Here is a 16755-nt window from a genome sequence, read left to right on the forward strand (position 1 = left end):
GAGGACCCCGCACACGGGGAGGCCGGCTCGCACCGGCCTCCCCGCTGTCGTCTGCCCGGGTGATCCCTGGGCGCGACGGCAGGTGATGAATAGGATCGGACACATGAAGCTCGAACTGCGCGGCATCACGAAGAGGTTCGGCGCGCTGACAGCCAACGACCATATCGATCTCACCGTCGAACCCGGCGAGATCCACTGCCTGCTCGGAGAGAACGGCGCCGGAAAGTCGACGCTGATGAACGTGCTCTACGGCCTGTACCAGGCCGATGAGGGGCAGATCCTCATCGACGATGAGGTGCAGCAGTTCGCAGGCCCCGGCGACGCCATGAAGGCGGGCATCGGCATGGTGCACCAGCACTTCATGCTGGTGCCGGTGTTCACCGTCGCCGAGAACGTCATGCTCGGTCACGAGCAGACGCGCTTCGGCGGGCGCCTCGACCTGGCCGCGGCGCGCAAGCGCGTGCGGGAGATCTCCGATCGGTTCGGCTTCGACGTCGACCCGGACGCGATCGTCGAGGATCTCCCCGTCGGCGTGCAGCAGCGGGTCGAGATCATCAAGGCTCTGTCGAGGGACGCGCACATCCTCGTCTTCGACGAGCCGACGGCCGTGCTCACCCCGCAGGAGACCGACGAGCTCATGGCGACGATGCGCCAGCTCAAGGAGCAGGGCACCGCGATCGTCTTCATCACCCACAAGCTGCGCGAGGTGCGCGAGGTCGCGGACCGCATCACCGTCATCCGGCTCGGAAAGGTCGTCGGCGAGGCCTCGCCCACCGCCTCCAATGCCGAGCTCGCCTCGCTGATGGTCGGTCGCGCCGTCGAGCTGACCGTGCACAAGGACGCACCGCAGCTGCGTGACAACGCGCTGATCGTCGAGGGACTCACGGTGCGGGATGCCACCGGCACCGTGCTCGTCGACGACGCATCGTTCGAGGTGCACGGCGGCGAGGTGCTCGCGATCGCCGGCGTGCAGGGCAACGGCCAGACCGAGCTCACCGAGGCACTGGTGGGCCTGCAGGATCACGTCCGCGGCAGCATCCGTCTCCAGGGCGAGGAGCTGGTGGGCCGCAGCGTGCGCCAGATCCTCGACGCCGGTGTCGGCTTCGTGCCCGAGGACCGCGGTGTGGACGGGCTCGTCAAGGAGTTCTCGATCGCGGAGAACCTCATGCTGGACCGCTCGTCGGGCGCCCCCTTCGTCAAGGGCGGAGCCCTGCAGCTCGGCGCCCTCGACGCCTTCGCCCGGGAGAAGATCACCGAGTTCGACATCCGCACACAGGGGCCGGCGCAGCCCGCAGGACGACTGTCCGGCGGAAACCAGCAGAAGGTCGTGCTCGCACGCGAGCTGAGTCGCGACCTGTCCCTGTTCGTCGCCGCCCAGCCCACCCGCGGCGTGGACGTCGGATCCATCGAGTTCATCCACAAGCGCATCATCGAGACGCGCGACGCGGGCGTGCCGGTGATCGTCATCTCGACCGAACTCGACGAGGTCGCCGCTCTGGCCGACCGGATCCTGGTGATGTACCGCGGCCGGATCGTGGGCATCGTGCCCGGTGACACTCCCCGTGAAGAACTCGGCCTGATGATGGCAGGCGCCGTCAATGAAGGAGCCAGCGCATGACCGCCGCGCAGACCCTGCAGCCGGAGACCACCGCGGCCGCCCCGAAGCCCTCCAAATGGCACGAGGCCTGGCAGCGCGTCGTCACAGGCAATGCGATCATCTCGGTGCTCGCCGTCGTCGCCGCAGTCGTGGTGGGGTCGATCCTCATCGCGATCACCGATCCCGACGTGCAGGAGGCGGCGTCCTACTTCTTCGCGCGGCCGATGGACACGATCGCGGCCGTCTGGGAGTCTGTCGCCGGCGCCTACGCCGCGATGTTCCGCGGCGCGGTGTACAACTTCAACGCCGACTCGTTCGCGATCGGCATCCGCCCGCTCACCGAGACGCTGAAGTTCGCCACCCCGCTGATCGCAGCGGGCCTCGGCGTCGGCCTGGCCTTCCGCGCGGGCCTTTTCAACATCGGTGGCCAGGGCCAGATGCTGATGTCCGCCGCCGCGGCCGGCTACGTCGCGACGGCGATGGACATGCCCTTCCCGCTGCACATGCTGGCGGCGATCGTCGCCGGTGTCGCGGCCGGTGCGGTCTGGGCGGGCATCGCCGGCTTCCTCAAGGCGCGCACCGGCGCGCATGAGGTCATCGTGACGATCATGCTCAACCACATCGCCGTGTACCTGCTGGCGTGGATGCTGGCGACGCAGGGCGTGCTGCAGCAGCCGGGCTCGAGCAACCCCAAGACCGCTCCGATGGCCGAGACCGCCGTGCTGCCGCCCCTGCTGGGGCCGTCGTACAAGCTGCACCTCGGCTTCATCCTGGCCCTGATCGCCGTGGCGGTCACGTGGTGGCTGCTGGAGCGCTCCAGCCTCGGGTACCGGTTCCGCGCCGTGGGCGAGAACCCTGCCGCAGCGCGCACGGCGGGCATCTCGGTGGGCCGGATGTACTTCCTCGTGATGCTGATCGCCGGTGGCCTGGTCGGCCTCGCCGGCGTCAGCCAGGTGCTCGGCACCGAGACCGGCGGGTTCGCCGGCGGCATCGACGCGGGCATCGGCTTCGACGCCATCACCGTCGCGCTGCTCGGTCGCTCGCGACCGCTCGGCATTCTCTGGGCCGGCATCCTGTTCGGCGGATTCAAGACCGGCGGATTCACGATGCAGGTGTCCGAAGGCATCCCGATCGAGATCGTGCTGGTCGTGCAGTCCCTGATCGTGCTGTTCATCGCGGCTCCGCCGCTGGTGCGCGCCATGTTCGGCCTGCCCCAGCCCGGAAAGCCGACCCGCAAGCAACGTCGCATCGCTAAGAAGGAGGTGGCGGCATGAGCACCACGATCGAAGCTCCCGAGATCGGCGCACCTCGCACCGTCACCGTCGTCTCCTGGAAGACGCCGATCATCTTCATCGTGATGACGGCGCTGTTCGCACTGCTTCCGCTGCTCGCCCCGCGTGAGGGCGACAGCACCTTCCGCTTCGGCTCCGGCAGCGATGCCATCGCCATTCCTGACCTTGTGGTCCCGGCCACGGCCACGGCCTGGGTGTGCGCCCTGATCATGGCCGCAGTATCGGTCGTCGCCGTGCTGCTGGCGTCCCGCCGCCGCTCGGTGCCGATGTGGCTCACCGCGATCTACGTGCTCGTGCTGATCTTCGGGTTCCTGGCATGGGCGGCGGCCGGCAGCGGCAGCGTTCCGATGGTCGGCCTGCTCAGCGGCGCGCTCGCGCTGGCGACTCCGCTGATCTTCGGCGCCCTGGGCGGCGTGATCGGCGAGCGCGCCGGCGTCGTGAACATCGCGATCGAGGCGCAGCTGCTCGCCGGTGCGTTCTGCGCCGCGATCGTCGGCTCGATCACCGGTACGCCCTGGGCGGGTCTGGTGGCGGCCATGGCGGCAGGCCTGCTTGTCGCGCTGGTGCTCGGCGTCTTCGCCATCACGTACTACGTCGATCAGGTGATCGTCGGTGTCGTGCTGAACGTGCTGGTGGTCGGCATCACCACGTTCCTGTTCCGGCAGGTGCTGGCCCCGAACCAGGCCACGATGAACACGGTCACGCCGTTCAAGGCCATCGCGATCCCCGGGCTCAGCGAGATCCCCGTGATCGGACCGATCCTGTTCCGGCAGACGGTCGTCGTGTACCTGATGTACATCGTCGTCTTCGCGGTGTGGTTCGGCATGTACCGCACCCGCTGGGGCCTGCGTATGCGCGCGGTCGGAGAGCACCCGCAGGCCGCGGACACGGTGGGCATCAACGTCGCACGCACCCGCTACATGAACGTGCTGATCGCCGGGGCGATCGCCGGGATGGGCGGCGCGTTCTACACGCTGGTGTCCGTGCCGAGGTTCAACCCCGAGATGACCGCCGGCGCGGGCTTCATCGCCCTTGCCGCGGTGATCTTCGGAAAGTGGGACCCGATCCGGGCCACGATGGCCGCGCTGCTGTTCGGCTTCGCGACGAACCTGCAGGGCGTGCTGAGCGTCATCGGCTCGCCGGTGCCCAGCCAGTTCATGCTCATGCTGCCCTACGTCGTGACGATCTTCGCCGTCGCCGGACTGGTCGGGCGCTCGCGTCCGCCGGCAGCAGACGGCGACCCGTACATCAAGTCCTAGGAGGACGGAAAGAGATGACCGACATCGACTGGGACGACCTGCGTCAGGTCGCGACCGAAGCGATGCAGAAGGCGTACGCGCCGTACTCGCGCTACAAGGTGGGCGCGGCCGCGCTCGTCGACGACGGGCGAGTGGTCGCCGGATGCAACGTCGAGAACGCCTCCTACGGCGTGACGCTGTGCGCGGAGTGCGCGATGGTCGGAGACCTGCACATGTCCGGCGGCGGCAAGCTGGTCGCGTTCGTGTGCGTGAACGTGGAGGGGAAGACGATCATGCCGTGCGGCCGCTGCCGTCAGCTGCTCTCCGAGCACGCGACGCCGGGGATGCTGCTCGAGACGGTGTCCGGCATCCGCACGATCGACGAGGTGCTGCCCGACCGCTTCGGTCCCGCCGATCTGGAGGATGTCCGATGAGCGCTGTGGAGCCCTTCGACGCCGTCGACGTCATCCGCTCGAAGCGTGACGGCGGGGCCGTCCCCGAAGACGCGCTGCGCTGGATGGTGGACGCCTACACCCGCGGCTACGTCTCCGACGCGCAGATGGCCTCGTTCGCGATGGCCGTGTTCCAGCGCGGCATGGAGCGTGACGAGATCCGCGTGCTCACCGACGCGATGATCGCGACGGGGGAGCGGATGAGCTTCGCGGCCCTCGGCAAGCGCACCGTCGACAAGCACTCCACCGGCGGCGTGGGCGACAAGATCACCCTGCCGCTGGCTCCGCTGGTCGCCGTGTTCGGCGTGGCCGTGCCGCAGCTCTCGGGCCGCGGCCTCGGACACACCGGCGGCACGCTGGACAAGCTCGAGTCGATCCCCGGATGGCGCGCGGCGCTGTCGAACGCGGAGATGTTCGCGCAGATGAAGTCCGAGGTCGGCGCGGTCATCTGCGCCGCCGGCTCCGGGCTCGCTCCTGCGGACAAGAAGCTCTACGCGCTGCGCGACGTCACCGGCACGGTCGAGGCGATCCCGCTCATCGCCTCGAGCATCATGTCGAAGAAGATCGCCGAAGGCACGGACGCACTTGTCCTGGACGTGAAGTTCGGCTCCGGGGCGTTCATGCAGGACATCGACCGCGCCCGCGAGCTGGCCCGCACGATGGTGGCCCTCGGCACCGACTCGGGCGTCGCCACGACCGCGCTGCTGACCGACATGAACGTGCCCCTCGGGCTCGCCATCGGCAACGCCAACGAGGTGCGGGAGTCCGTCGAGGTGCTCGCCGGCGCCGGCCCCGCCGACGTGCGCGAACTGACCGTCGCGCTCGCCCGCGAGATGCTCGCGCTGGCCGGTCAGCCGGACGCCGACGTCGAAGCCGCGCTGGACGACGGTCGCGCGATGGACCAGTGGAAGGCCATGATCCGCGCGCAGGACGGCGATCCGGATGCCGCGCTGCCGACGCCGCGCGAGACCCATGTCGTCACCGCGCCGGAGTCCGGCGTCGTGACCCGCATGGACGCGCTGCCCTTCGGCATCGCCGCGTGGCGCCTCGGTGCCGGGCGCGCGCGTGCCGAGGACCCGGTGATCCACGCCGCGGGCATCGACCTGCACGTCAAGCCCGGCGAGACCGTGACCGCCGGGCAGCCGGTCTTCACTCTCTCCGCCGAGGATCCGGCGCGGTTCGCCCGCGCTCTGGAAGCGGTGGACGGCGCCTGGGCCGTCGGGGCAGAGGCCCCGGCATCCGGTCCGCTGGTGCGCGAGCGCATCACCGCCTGAACCGAACGCACCCCTGAACCGAACGCTTCCCTGGAGGGACGACGACATGACCATCGACCAGAACGGTGACGTCCGCGTGCAGGGCGCCTCGCTGCGCGGCCTGCCCAAGGTCTCGCTGCACGACCACCTCGACGGCGGCGTGCGCCCCGAGACGATCCTCGAGCTGGCGGATGCGCACGGCGTGAGCGCACCCGCATCCGATCCGGCCGCCCTGCGGCGCTGGATCGCGAAGCAGAGCGACTCCGGCTCGCTGCCGAAGTACCTCGAGACGTTCTCGCTGACGACTGCGGTCATGCAGAACGCGGATGCGCTGGCGCGAGTGGCGCGCGAGTTCGTCGCCGACCTGGCCGCCGACGGCGTGATCTACGGCGAGGTGCGCTGGGCGCCCGAGCAGCACCTCGTCGGCGGGCTGTCATTGACCGACGCGGTCGACGCCGTGCAGCGCGGCATCGAGGAGGGCGAGGACGAGGCGGATGCCGCAGGCCGCAGCATCCGCGTCAGCCAGATCCTCTCCGCCATGCGGCACGACGACCGCACCCGCGAGATCGCCGAGCTCGCGGTGTCGTACAGGGGCCGCGGCGTCGTCGGCTTCGACATCGCGGGTCCCGAGGACGGGTTCCTGCCCGCCGCGCACCGCGATGCGTTCGACTACCTGGCCGGGGAGTTCTTCCCCGTCACCGTGCACGCCGGTGAGGGTGCGGGCCCGGCATCCATCCGCTCGGCGCTGCTGGACGGCCGCGCGCTGCGGCTCGGGCACGGCGTGCGCATCGCAGAGGACCTGCAGATCATCGACCACGAGGGCGACGAAGTGCAGGTGCAGTTCGGCGATCTCGCCCGCTGGGTGCGGGATCGTGAGATCCCGCTGGAGCTGTCGCCGTCGTCGAACCTGCAGACCGGGGCGTCCGCGCTGTGGGGCGACGACCTGGCCGACCACCCGTTCGACCTGCTCTACCAGCTCGGCTTCGCGGTGACCGTGAACACCGACAACCGCACCATGAGCGGTACGTCGCTGACGCGCGAGCTGGCCCTGCTGGTGGATGCGTTCGGGTACGACCTGGAGGACCTGGAGACGTTCCAGTTCAACGCCGCCTCGGCGGCCTTCCTGCCGGTCGAGGAGCGCGAGGAGCTCGTGGAGATCATCGCGGAGGGCTTCGACCGCTGAGTTCTGCCAGGGTGGGGTGATGAGCTCCGTCTTCATCGCAGGTCCCGCTTCCTGGAACTCGCTCGTCGTGCTCGATCGGCTCCCGGAGCCGGTGCCGCACATGCAGTTCGCCGAGGACTCCTGGGAGACCGTCGGCGGTACCAGCGCGGGCAAGGCGCTGAGCATGACCGCGCTCGGCCGCCCCGTGCTGCTCTATGCGATCAGCGGGACGGACGAGCCCGGCGCGCGCGTGCGCGCCGCCGTGGCGGATGCCGGGGTGCCGGCGCTCTGGGCCGACGGCGTGACGGAACGGCACCTCAACCTGATGACGAGGGCGGGGGAGCGCGTGTCGCTGTACCTCGCGTCGCCGGAGGCCACGGACGGCGCCGGCGATGTCGTGCTGACGGCCGCGATGGCGGATGCCGACGTGTTGGTGCTCGACCTCGCCGCCGAGCCGCTGCGCCTGCTGCCGCTCGCCCAGCGCTCCGGCCGGCCGATCTGGGTGGACGTGCACGACTACGACGGCGAGGCCGAGTTCCACCGGCCGTTCCTCGCCGCCGCCGATGTGGTGTTCTGCAACGCCGACCGATTGAACGATCCGATCGCGTTCCTGCGTGCGACTGTGGCGGCCGGCGCGAGGTTCGCGGTCTGCACGCTCGGCGCTGAGGGCGCGGTCGCGGTGGATGCCGCTGGCGAAGTCCACCGGGTGCCGGCGGTTCCCGTTGAGGTGCTCGACACCAACGGCGCTGGCGATGCATTCCTGGCCGGCGTACTGCATGCGCACCTGGAGGGGGCTGCGCTGCAGGAGGCTCTGACCGCCGGGGCGCGCTCCGCGTCGTCCGTGCTGCGCACACGGCACCTTCATCCGCTCCTGGACGACGTGCTCGGCTGAGCGGCTCCTTCGCGAGGACCGATCAGCGCAGGGCGTCGGCGAGCGAGCCGATGGGCTCGGCGAGCTGCCTCCGCATGTCCTCGTCCGAGATCGTCGGCGTGCCGTCGCCGTCCTGTGGGCCGTAGTCGCCGAAGGACGCATGCGAGGCGCCGTCGATCTCGACCATCTCCGCGTCCTCGGGCAGCAGATGCCGGGCATCCGCGATCTTCTGCGGCGTGGACAGGCCGTCCTCGCTGCCGGACAGGCTCAGCGCGGGAAGGTCCGAGTCCGAGAGGTCGTTCGCGCAGTACGAGCCGAAGAGCACGAGGGCGTCGGCGTCGGGTGCGAGCTGGCAGGATCGCACGCCGCCGAGGGAGTGTCCGCCGACCATCCACGTGTCGATGCCGGGTGCCGCCGAGGTGAAGGCGTCCAATCCGCGCAGGTCGAAGAACGCGAGGTTCAGCCACGGGCGGGTGATGACGACGGTGATCCCGTCCTCGGCGGCGAGGTCCTGCAGCTTCGAGATGTACGCCTCGGGCTGCACCTTCGCGCCGGGGATGAACACGAGGCCTACCTCTGAGCCGCCGTCTGCGGGGGCGAGCACGATGCCTGCCGCGGCGTCGTCGTCGATCGTCAGCGCCGGGTTCGCCTCGGCCGCGGCGAGCGGCTCGGGTTCGGCCTGCATGACGCCGACCTGACTCCAGATCACGGTGCCGCCGACCACCAGGACGACGAGTCCGAGCAGGCTCCACAGCACCCAGCGGAGCACGCGTCTGCGGCGCTTCGCGGAGGTCATGAGCGGGCGACCCCCGGGTGCGTGCGCAGGTACCCCTCGAACGCCTCGTGCGTGCTCATCGTCGGAGTGTATCCGAAGTCCCGCTTCAGCCGGTCGTTCGCGAGGACGGGGCGCCAGCGCAGGAAGGGCACCTTCTCGGGGCCGTGCTCGGTCAGTCGCAGCATCCGCCCGATCCGCAGACCCGCCGCGAGGGCCCAGGCGGGGATCGTCATCATCGGCTTGCCCAGGCGACCGGCGATCTCGGGGACGGTCATCCGGCCGTCGCCCGCGACGTTGTAGATGCCGGCGGGCCCGCCGGTCGCGGCGCGCACCATGGCGCCGGCGACGTCGTCGACCCAGACGAACACGAACGGTGAGTCCGAACCGGCGATGCGCAGCAGCCTGCGACCGTCCCAGAGAGCGGTGATCTGGTTGTGCACGGCCGGTCCGAGGATCGTGCCGATGCGGAAGATCACCTGCTCCACCTCGGGATGCGCGATGCGGGCATCCGCCAGCATCTCCTCGACGAGGCGCTTGTGCCTCGAATACGGGAAGGCGTCGTTACCGCGCAGCGGCCAGTCCTCTGTGATCCACTCAGGGTTGTCACCGTGATAACCATAGGCGGCGCCGGAGGAGGAGACGACCAGCCGCCGCACTCCGGCCTCGACACAGGCGGCCAGCACGTTCGCCGATCCCTCCACGTCGACGCGGTACTCCATCGCGGCGTCGCGACCCGGGTTCACGATCGCGGCCAGATGGACCACGGTGTCGATCCGGTGCTTCCGCAGCGTCGGCGCGAGGGACGCCGGATCTGTGACGTCGAAGGACTCGGAGACGACGCCGGGCACCTCGGAGGCACGGAGGTCGCCGCTGACGACGAGGTCGACGTCCGGATGCGCGGCGAGCAGCCCGGTCACGTGCGAGCCGAGGAAGCCGGCTCCGCCGGTGACGAGGACGCGGGTCATGCGGGTTCTCCCGTGGTCGGTGCGGCGGCGACGGCGTGCGGTGACGCGTCCCCGGTCGCCGAGCCGGTGCGGCGCTTCGTGTGGGCGGCCCAGAGCGCTGCGACGATCAGGCCGGCGATGATGTCCCAGATGCCCCACCAGCCGGCGACCACGGCCATGCCGCCGAGGCCGCCGAAGAAGGTGAACACGATGCCGAGGCCGAGACCGGAGTTGCGGATGCCGACCTCGAAGGTCAGAGCCTTGCGCTCCCTGGTGCCCATGCGGCCGACCACGGCCGTGCCGTAGCCGAGCGCGAGTGCCACAGCGTCGTGAGCGGCGACCACGAGCAGGACCGTGCCGATGACGCTGATGAACACCGCCCAGTTGCCCGCCAGGGCGCCGACGATGAAGCCGAGCAGGGCGATCAGGCTGAACCAGCGCACGAACGGCTGCACCTTCGCGGCGAACCGGGGCGCCTTCGCGCGCAGCAGCAGGCCGATCACGAAGGGCACGCCGATGATCAGTACGATCTCGAGCAGCATCTGCCACGGGTTCAGCTCGACCGCGTGCAGCAGCGTGCGCGCCTTGGGGTGCAGCGAGCCCCAGAACGCGATGCTGAGCGGCATCGCGACGATGTAGATCAGGTTGCCGACGGCCGTGAGCGACACTGACAGCGCAACGTTGCCGCCGGAGCGGTGCGTGAGCACCTGCGAGATGTTGCCGGGCGGGCAGCAGGCCACGAGCAGCATGCCGAGCGCCATCGAGGGCGTCACCGGCAGCACCAGTGTCAGCGCGAACGTCACGATCGGCAGCAGGAGCAGCTGCGCGACGATCGCGAACGCGAAGGGCTTCGGGTGCCTCGCCACGACCCGGAAATCGCGGGGCGCGGTGTCCAGGGCGATGCCGAACATGATCAGGCCGAGCACGACGTTGAGAATCATCAGCGTGCCGGGGGTGAAGTTCAGGACCACCTCGTCGATGTTCATGCCTTCTCCAGCGCCTTCTTCTGCTTGCGGACCGCTGTGCGGTACGCGTGCTTGTTCACGTAGTACGACATCCGGTCCAGCCCGAGATACCTGTAGCCGCCCGTGAGGTCGGGCCAGGGCGATCCGGTGACCCGCTCGCGGAACCGGCGCGCGCGCTCGGGGGAGCGCTCCTCCGCGGCGAGGTACGCCGCGACCAGCTCGGCCTGCTCGTAGCGTCCCTGCCAGCCGATCCCGGACGCCTCGATCATTCCCATCACGTACAGACCGTTGAACGACGGCGGGAAGACGTTCAGGAACAGCTGCGGCGCGGCACCCTTCCAGTGCAGATGCTCGCGGTCGACGAACGGGTAGTCCAGCGTGTAACCGGTGGCCAGCAGGATCAGGTCGTAGTCGCCCGACGTGCCGTCGGCGAAGCGCACGGTGTGTCCGTCGAACCGGTCGATGCCCGGCCGGATGCGGAGGTCTCCCTGTCCGAGGTGGTTCAGGATGAGCGTGTTCACGATCGGGTGCGACTCGTAGATGCGGTAGTCCGGCTCAGGGAAGCCGAAGCGCACAGGGTCGCCGGTGAACGCCTTCAGCACCCGGGCGTCGATCGCCTGTTTGATACGGGCCGGCAGCGGGCGCCCCTGGTTGAGAAGGTCGCTCGGCCTGCCGAACAGGTAGCGCGGCACGAAATAGTAGCCGCGGCGCACGCTCATGTCGACGGATGCCGCATGGTGCACCGCATCGACGGCGATGTCGCATCCGGAGTTGCCGGCGCCGATGATCAGCACCCGCTTCCCGTCGAGCTGCGTCGCGCTCTTGTAGGCGCTGGTGTGCATGATCTTCCCGGCGAACTCGCCGGGGAACGACGGCACGTGCGGCTCGGCGAGCGTGCCGTTGGCGAGGATCACGCCGTCGTAGCGCACCGGATCGAGTCCGGCGGGATGCAGCATCCATCCGCCGCCCTGGGTGGGCGCGAGGTGCTCGACCTTCGTGTCGAACCGGAACAGCTCGCGCAGCCCGAACTCGTCCGCGTACGCGTCGAAGTAGTCCTTGAGCACGCGGTGCCCGGGATAGTCGACGTCGGAGTCCATCGGGAACTCGGCGAACTCGGTCGTGGTGCGTGACGAGATCAGGTGCGCGGACTCGTACATGGTGCTGCGCGGATTGCTGATGTCCCACAGGCCGCCCACGTCGTGCGAGGCCTCGTAGCCCTCGACGATGATGTCCTGTGCCTGCAGCGCCCTGGCAGCTGCGAGTCCGGAGGGGCCGGCGCCGATGACGGCGTATCTCTTCATTTCTCTCCCGCACGACGACGTGCTGCTTCTGTCGCCCCCCGGTCTCAGTGATCCTAACCCGGGTGGAATCCGGTTCCGAAACCGGTGGCACTCGGCTCAGATCAGGAGAACAGGGCCACGATGCCGCGGATGAGGACGACGACCGTCCCCGCCCAGGCGCACATCAGCATCACTCGACGGGCGAGGGCGACGGGGACGCGCCGGGCCAGCCAGCCTCCGAGCAGCATCCCGGCGGCCGTGCAGACGCCCAGCACGACGAGATCCATCGGCGGTGAGGAGGGCAGCCCCCTGAGCGCCACGGACACCAGCCCATAGCCGAGGAAGATCACCTGTGCGCTCGCGGCGAACCGACGCTGCGGCCAGTCGTCGCCCAGCGCGTAGGACGCGAGCGCCGGGCCGGACAGGCCGCTCGACGCGTGCATGAACCCGGCAAGGGCACCGGCCCCGATCGCTCCGCCGCGCCCGCGCAGGTGCCGCGCGACGCCGCCGAGCCGCTGCGCGCTGAGGGCGAGCAGCCCCATGAGCCCGATGAGCAGCAGCAGGGCGGCATCCGGCAGCACCAGCGCGGTGAGCGCGCCGAGCGGAGCCGCCACGAGACCGGCGCCCAGCAGCCATCTCGTTGGTGGCCAGTCCACGTCGCGCCATGCGCCGGGGAGGGCGAAGAGCGAGGCGATCACGGCGAGCAGCACGGCGATCGTGACGCCCTCGACGGGCCCGTAGACCAGGACGACGGGGCCGATCAGCACGAGCACGAAGGCAAGCCCCGTGACGCGCTGGATGACCGCGGCGATCACTGTGACCGCCGCGGTCAGAGCGAGCAGCATCAGGGCGTCTGGCGCTCGTCCAGCAGGGCCCGGACGGCCGCCTCGAGGTCGGCGACGGCGGCGCGCGCGGCGTCGGCATCGTCGGCCCTGGCGTCGATGTAGACCTTGAGCTTCGGCTCGGTGCCGCTGGGGCGCACGATCACGCGCGATCCGTCGGCGAGCCGGTAGCGCAGCACGTCGCCGGCGGGCACACCGGACGCCCCGGTGGCGAGGTCCTCGGCGGATGCCACTGAGCGGTCTCCGAACGCGGCGGGCGGCGCCTGCCGCAGCGAGGTCATGAGCCCCGAGATCACCGAGAGGTCGTCGACGCGGATCGACACCTGCCCGCTCGCGAACCATCCGATCTGCGCGGCGAGCTCGTCCAGGAGCCCGGCGATCGTCGTGCCGCGCACGCGGGCGTCGGCCGCGAGACCCAGCATCGCGACGGCGGCGGAGATGCCGTCCTTGTCGCGCACGGTCTCCGGGTTCACCAGGTAGCCCAGGGCCTCCTCGAAGCCGAAGGCGATGCCGGGCGCGCGGGAGATCCACTTGAAGCCGGTGAGCGTCTCGTGGAAGTCCAGGCCGTGGGCCGCGGCGATCGCCCCGAGGCCGGGGGAGGAGACCAGCGAGCAGGCAAGCGATGCGCCGACGGTGCCCTGAGCGGCCTTCGCCGCCCGCAGGCCCAGCAGCAGCCCGACCTCGTTGCCGGTCAGGCGGCGCCAGCCGCCTTCGGCCGTGGCATCCGGGATCGCGACGGCGAGGCGGTCGGCATCCGGGTCGTTCGCGATGACGAACTCGGCGTCCGCGGCGCGGGCGCGCTCGAACGCGAGGTCCATCGCGCCGGGCTCCTCCGGGTTCGGGAACGAGACCGTGCGGAAGGTCGGGTCGGGCTCGCGCTGCTCGTCGACGACGCGCGGCGCCGGATATCCGGCCTTCTTGACGACGCGCGAGAAGGTCTCCCAGCCCACGCCGTGCATGGCGGTGTACACCCAGCGCATCTCCTGCACGCCCAACGGCGCGGGGGAGACTCCCGCGGTCTCGGCGATGTAGGCCTCGACCAGGTCCGCGCCGGCGGTCTCGTAGGCGTCGGAGCGCGGCAGCGCGCCGACGTCACCGGCATCGGCGACGCGCGCGATCTCGGCTGCGATCTCGGCGTCGGCGGGCGACACGATCTGCGATCCGCCGTCGTCGCCGCCGAGGTACACCTTGTAGCCGTTGTCGTTCGGCGGGTTGTGGCTGGCGGTGACCATCACGCCGGCGTCGGCGCCCAAGTGCCGCACCGCGAAGGCGAGCACCGGGGTGGGCAGCAGCCGGGGGAGCAGGATCGCACGCAGGCCCGCGCCGGCGAACAGCTCGGCGGAGTCGAGGGCGAACCGGCGCGAGTTGCGGCGGCCGTCGTAGCCGATCACCACGGTGGGCGCGCCGGCGGAGCGGCCCTTCAGAAACTCTGCGAAGCCCGCCGCGGCCTGCGAGACCAGCACCCGGTTCATCCGGTTGCTGCCGGCGCCGAGCGCGCCGCGGAGCCCCGCGGTGCCGAACGCGAGACGACCGGCGAACCGGTCGGCCAGATCTGCGGCGGCCGCCGCGTCGCCGGAGGCGGCACGGGTGATCACACCGGCGAGCTCGTCGCGGGTCTCCGAGTCGGGATCCTGTCGCAGCCAGGCGCGGGCGGTCGCCAGCAGTTCGGCGTTCACAGCGCCTCGATCACGCGGGCGAGCAGCGCCGAGATCACCGGCTCGGCGGCCTGACCGGCCTCGATCACCTCGGCGTGGCTGAGCGGCGTCTTCTGGATGCCGGCGGCGAGGTTGGTGATCAGCGAGAAGCCGAGGATTTCCATCCCCGCCTCACGGGCGGCGATGGCCTCGAGCGCGGTGGACATGCCGACGATGTGACCGCCGATGGCCTTCGCCATCTGCACCTCGGCCGGGGTCTCGTAGTGCGGTCCGCGGAACTGCGTGTACACGCCCTCGTCGAGCGAAGGGTCGACGGTACGAGCGACGTCACGGAGGCGCTGCGAGTACAGGTCGGTGAGGTCGATGAAGGTCGCGCCCTCCAGCGGCGAGTCCGCGGTGAGGTTGATGTGGTCGCTGATCAGCACCGGCTGACCGGGCTTCCACGTCTCGCGCACGCCGCCGGCGCCGTTGGTGAGGACCATGATCTTCGCCCCGGTCGCCGCGGCCGTGCGCACCGAGTGCACGACGCGGCGCACGCCGTGGTCCTCGTAGTAGTGCGTGCGCGCGCCGATGACGAGCACGTTCTTGCCGTCGGGGGTGCGGATGCTGCGCAGCGTTCCGACGTGGCCCTCGAGGGCGGGCTTGGAGAAGCCGGTGACCTCGGTCGCCGGGATCGTCGCGACCGTTTCGCCGATGAGCTCGGCGGCCTTGCCCCAGCCCGAGCCGAGCGTGAGCGCGATGTCGTGGTGATCGACCCCGGTCAGCCGCGCGATGTCGGCGGCGGCCTGTGCTGCGATCTCGAACGGGTTCGCGTTCGGGTCGTCGAGGGGGTTCGTGAGAGTGTCTGGCATGAGACCACTCTAGGAACGTGAGGGCCGCGCTGCCAGCTTCGGGCGGTGTGCGGCAGTCCGGCGTGTACTGCGAGAATGGTACTCATGGCTCATTCCCCCTTCGTGAACAGGCAGAGCGTCGCCGTCCTCGGCGGCGGCCCCGGTGGTTACGAGGCCGCGCTCGGTGCGGCCCAGCTGGGGGCGGACGTCACCCTCGTGGAGCGCGTCGGCGTCGGCGGCTCGGCCGTGCTCACCGACGTCGTGCCCTCGAAGAGCCTGATCGCCACGGCGGATGCCGCGGTCGCGATCTCCGAGGCATCGGACCTGGGTGTGCAGTTCTACGCGAAGGGCGAGCATGGCAAGCCGCTCAAGCCCGAGATCGCGATCAACCTCGCCGCCGTCAACAAGCGGCTGATGGCACTCGCCGGCCAGCAGTCCGAGGACATGCGCACCGCGCTGCTGGATGCCGGCGTCAAGATCCTCTCCGGCCACGGCCGCCTCGACGGGCACAACGCGATCGTCGTGTCGACGGCCGAGGGCGGCACGGACTTCGACCGCGTCGAGGCCGACACCATCGTCGTGGCCGTCGGCGCCGCGCCGCGCGAGCTCGACTCGGCCAAGCCCGACGGCAGGCGCATCCTCACCTGGACCCAGCTCTACGACATGAAGGAGCTCCCCGAGCACCTCATCGTGGTGGGCTCCGGTGTGACCGGTGCCGAGTTCGCCTCGGCCTACATGAACCTCGGCGCGAAGGTGACGCTGATCTCCAGCCGCGACCAGGTGCTTCCGGGCGAGGACCAGGACGCCGCAGCCGTGCTCGAGCGGGTCTTCAAGCGCGGCGGCATGCAGGTGCTGTCCAAGTCGCGCGCAGACCGGGTCGAGAAGACCAAGGACGGCGTGGTCGTCACCCTGTCCGACGGCCGCACCGTCGAGGGCAGCCACTGTCTGATGGCGGTCGGCTCGATCCCGAACACGCGCGGCATCGGACTGGAGCAGGCCGGCGTCGAGCTGACCGAGTCCGGGCACATCCGGGTGAACAAGGTGGCGCGCACCTCGGTGTCGAACATCTACGCCGCCGGTGACTGCACGAACTTCTTCCCGCTGGCCTCCGTCGCATCGATGCAGGGCCGCACCGCGGTGTTCCACGCCCTCGGTGACATCGTGATCCCGCTCGAGCAGCGCAGGATCACCGCGAACATCTTCACCGCACCCGAGATCGCCACCGTCGGCTACTCCGAGAAGGACGTCCAGGACGGCGTGATCGAGGGCATCGTGCACAAGCTGCCGCTGGCCGCCAATCCGCGGGCGAAGATGATGGGCATCCGCGACGGCTTCGTGAAGCTGATCGCCAGGCGAGGGTCGGGCACGATCATCGGCGGCGTGATCGTCGCCCCGAAGGCGTCCGAGCTGATCTATCCGATCGCGGTCGCCGTCGAGCGCCGGCTCACCGCCGACCAGGTCTCACGCGTGTTCGCGGCCTACCCGTCGCTCTCCGGCAGCATCACGGACGCCACCCGGGCGATGCATCAGGTCGCGATCTCCTGACCCCTGAAACGAGAAAGGGGCGCCCCGCGGGGCGCCCCTTTCTGTTGTCCGAGC

General features: G+C 70.2%; 15 protein-coding genes. 8 read left to right on the plus strand and 7 right to left on the minus strand.

Features of this window, described 5'->3' with window-relative positions; genetic code table 11:
- Positions 1-103 precede the first annotated feature (103 nt).
- From ACFVAE_RS17130 to ACFVAE_RS17160, 7 genes are read left to right on the plus strand one after another with little or no spacing between them, the layout of a single operon-like run.
- A complete protein-coding gene (locus ACFVAE_RS17130; RefSeq protein WP_378894796.1) occupies positions 104-1618 on the plus strand; it encodes an ABC transporter ATP-binding protein in 1515 nt (504 codons plus the stop codon).
- Positions 1615-2871: an ABC transporter permease gene (locus ACFVAE_RS17135; protein WP_378894799.1), complete on the plus strand. Its 1257-nt coding sequence runs from the start codon at positions 1615-1617 to the stop codon at positions 2869-2871. Before ACFVAE_RS17130 ends, ACFVAE_RS17135 begins: the two co-directional genes overlap by 4 nt.
- Positions 2868-4148 carry an ABC transporter permease gene (locus ACFVAE_RS17140; RefSeq protein WP_378894802.1) on the plus strand — a complete coding sequence of 427 codons (1281 nt, stop codon included), beginning with the start codon at positions 2868-2870 and terminating at the stop codon, positions 4146-4148. Before ACFVAE_RS17135 ends, ACFVAE_RS17140 begins: the two co-directional genes overlap by 4 nt.
- A gap of 14 nt (positions 4149-4162) precedes the next feature.
- Entirely contained in the window at positions 4163-4561 is a 399-nt protein-coding gene (locus tag ACFVAE_RS17145) for a cytidine deaminase (protein WP_157310783.1), read from the plus strand.
- A complete protein-coding gene (locus ACFVAE_RS17150; protein ID WP_378894805.1) occupies positions 4558-5853 on the plus strand; it encodes a thymidine phosphorylase in 1296 nt (431 codons plus the stop codon). The genes ACFVAE_RS17145 and ACFVAE_RS17150 overlap by 4 nt, the downstream gene beginning before the upstream one ends.
- 46 nt (positions 5854-5899) lie before the next feature.
- A complete protein-coding gene (locus tag ACFVAE_RS17155; protein ID WP_378894808.1) occupies positions 5900-7015 on the plus strand; it encodes an adenosine deaminase in 1116 nt (371 codons plus the stop codon).
- 19 nt (positions 7016-7034) lie between these two features.
- On the plus strand, positions 7035-7886 hold the full coding sequence (locus ACFVAE_RS17160; protein ID WP_378894811.1) for a carbohydrate kinase family protein: 852 nt from the start codon (positions 7035-7037) through the stop codon (positions 7884-7886).
- Between the two features lie 22 nt (positions 7887-7908).
- Here ACFVAE_RS17160 and ACFVAE_RS17165 read toward each other — a convergent pair whose 3' ends face one another.
- The 7 genes from ACFVAE_RS17165 to ACFVAE_RS17195 form a co-directional block, all read right to left on the minus strand.
- On the minus strand, positions 7909-8661 hold the full coding sequence (locus ACFVAE_RS17165; protein WP_378894814.1) for an alpha/beta hydrolase: 753 nt from the start codon (positions 8659-8661) through the stop codon (positions 7909-7911).
- Positions 8658-9605, minus strand: a complete 948-nt coding sequence (locus ACFVAE_RS17170; protein WP_378894817.1) for an SDR family oxidoreductase — start codon at positions 9603-9605, stop codon at positions 8658-8660. Before ACFVAE_RS17170 ends, ACFVAE_RS17165 begins: the two co-directional genes overlap by 4 nt.
- The gene (locus tag ACFVAE_RS17175) at positions 9602-10570 is read right to left on the minus strand and encodes a bile acid:sodium symporter family protein (RefSeq protein WP_378894820.1); all 969 of its coding nucleotides are present in this window, start codon (positions 10568-10570) and stop codon (positions 9602-9604) included. The genes ACFVAE_RS17170 and ACFVAE_RS17175 overlap by 4 nt, the downstream gene beginning before the upstream one ends.
- Entirely contained in the window at positions 10567-11850 is a 1284-nt protein-coding gene (locus ACFVAE_RS17180; RefSeq protein ID WP_378894823.1) for a flavin-containing monooxygenase, read from the minus strand. Before ACFVAE_RS17180 ends, ACFVAE_RS17175 begins: the two co-directional genes overlap by 4 nt.
- 101 nt (positions 11851-11951) lie before the next feature.
- Complete coding sequence (locus ACFVAE_RS17185) at positions 11952-12674, minus strand: TSUP family transporter (protein WP_378894826.1); 723 nt, start codon at positions 12672-12674, stop codon at positions 11952-11954.
- Positions 12674-14347, minus strand: a complete 1674-nt coding sequence (locus ACFVAE_RS17190) for a phospho-sugar mutase (RefSeq protein ID WP_378894829.1) — start codon at positions 14345-14347, stop codon at positions 12674-12676. Before ACFVAE_RS17190 ends, ACFVAE_RS17185 begins: the two co-directional genes overlap by 1 nt.
- Positions 14344-15177 (minus strand): purine-nucleoside phosphorylase, encoded by an 834-nt coding sequence (locus tag ACFVAE_RS17195; RefSeq protein WP_378894832.1) that lies wholly within the window; start codon positions 15175-15177, stop codon positions 14344-14346. Before ACFVAE_RS17195 ends, ACFVAE_RS17190 begins: the two co-directional genes overlap by 4 nt.
- Before the next feature lie 84 nt (positions 15178-15261).
- Here ACFVAE_RS17195 and ACFVAE_RS17200 point away from each other — a divergent pair, with 84 nt between their 5' ends.
- Positions 15262-16701 (plus strand): NAD(P)H-quinone dehydrogenase, encoded by a 1440-nt coding sequence (locus tag ACFVAE_RS17200; protein ID WP_378894835.1) that lies wholly within the window; start codon positions 15262-15264, stop codon positions 16699-16701.
- The last annotated feature ends 54 nt before the right edge of the window (positions 16702-16755 follow it).

It is taken from the genome of Microbacterium sp. NPDC057659 (assembly GCF_042799915.1).
Lineage (GTDB): Bacteria > Actinomycetota > Actinomycetes > Actinomycetales > Microbacteriaceae > Microbacterium.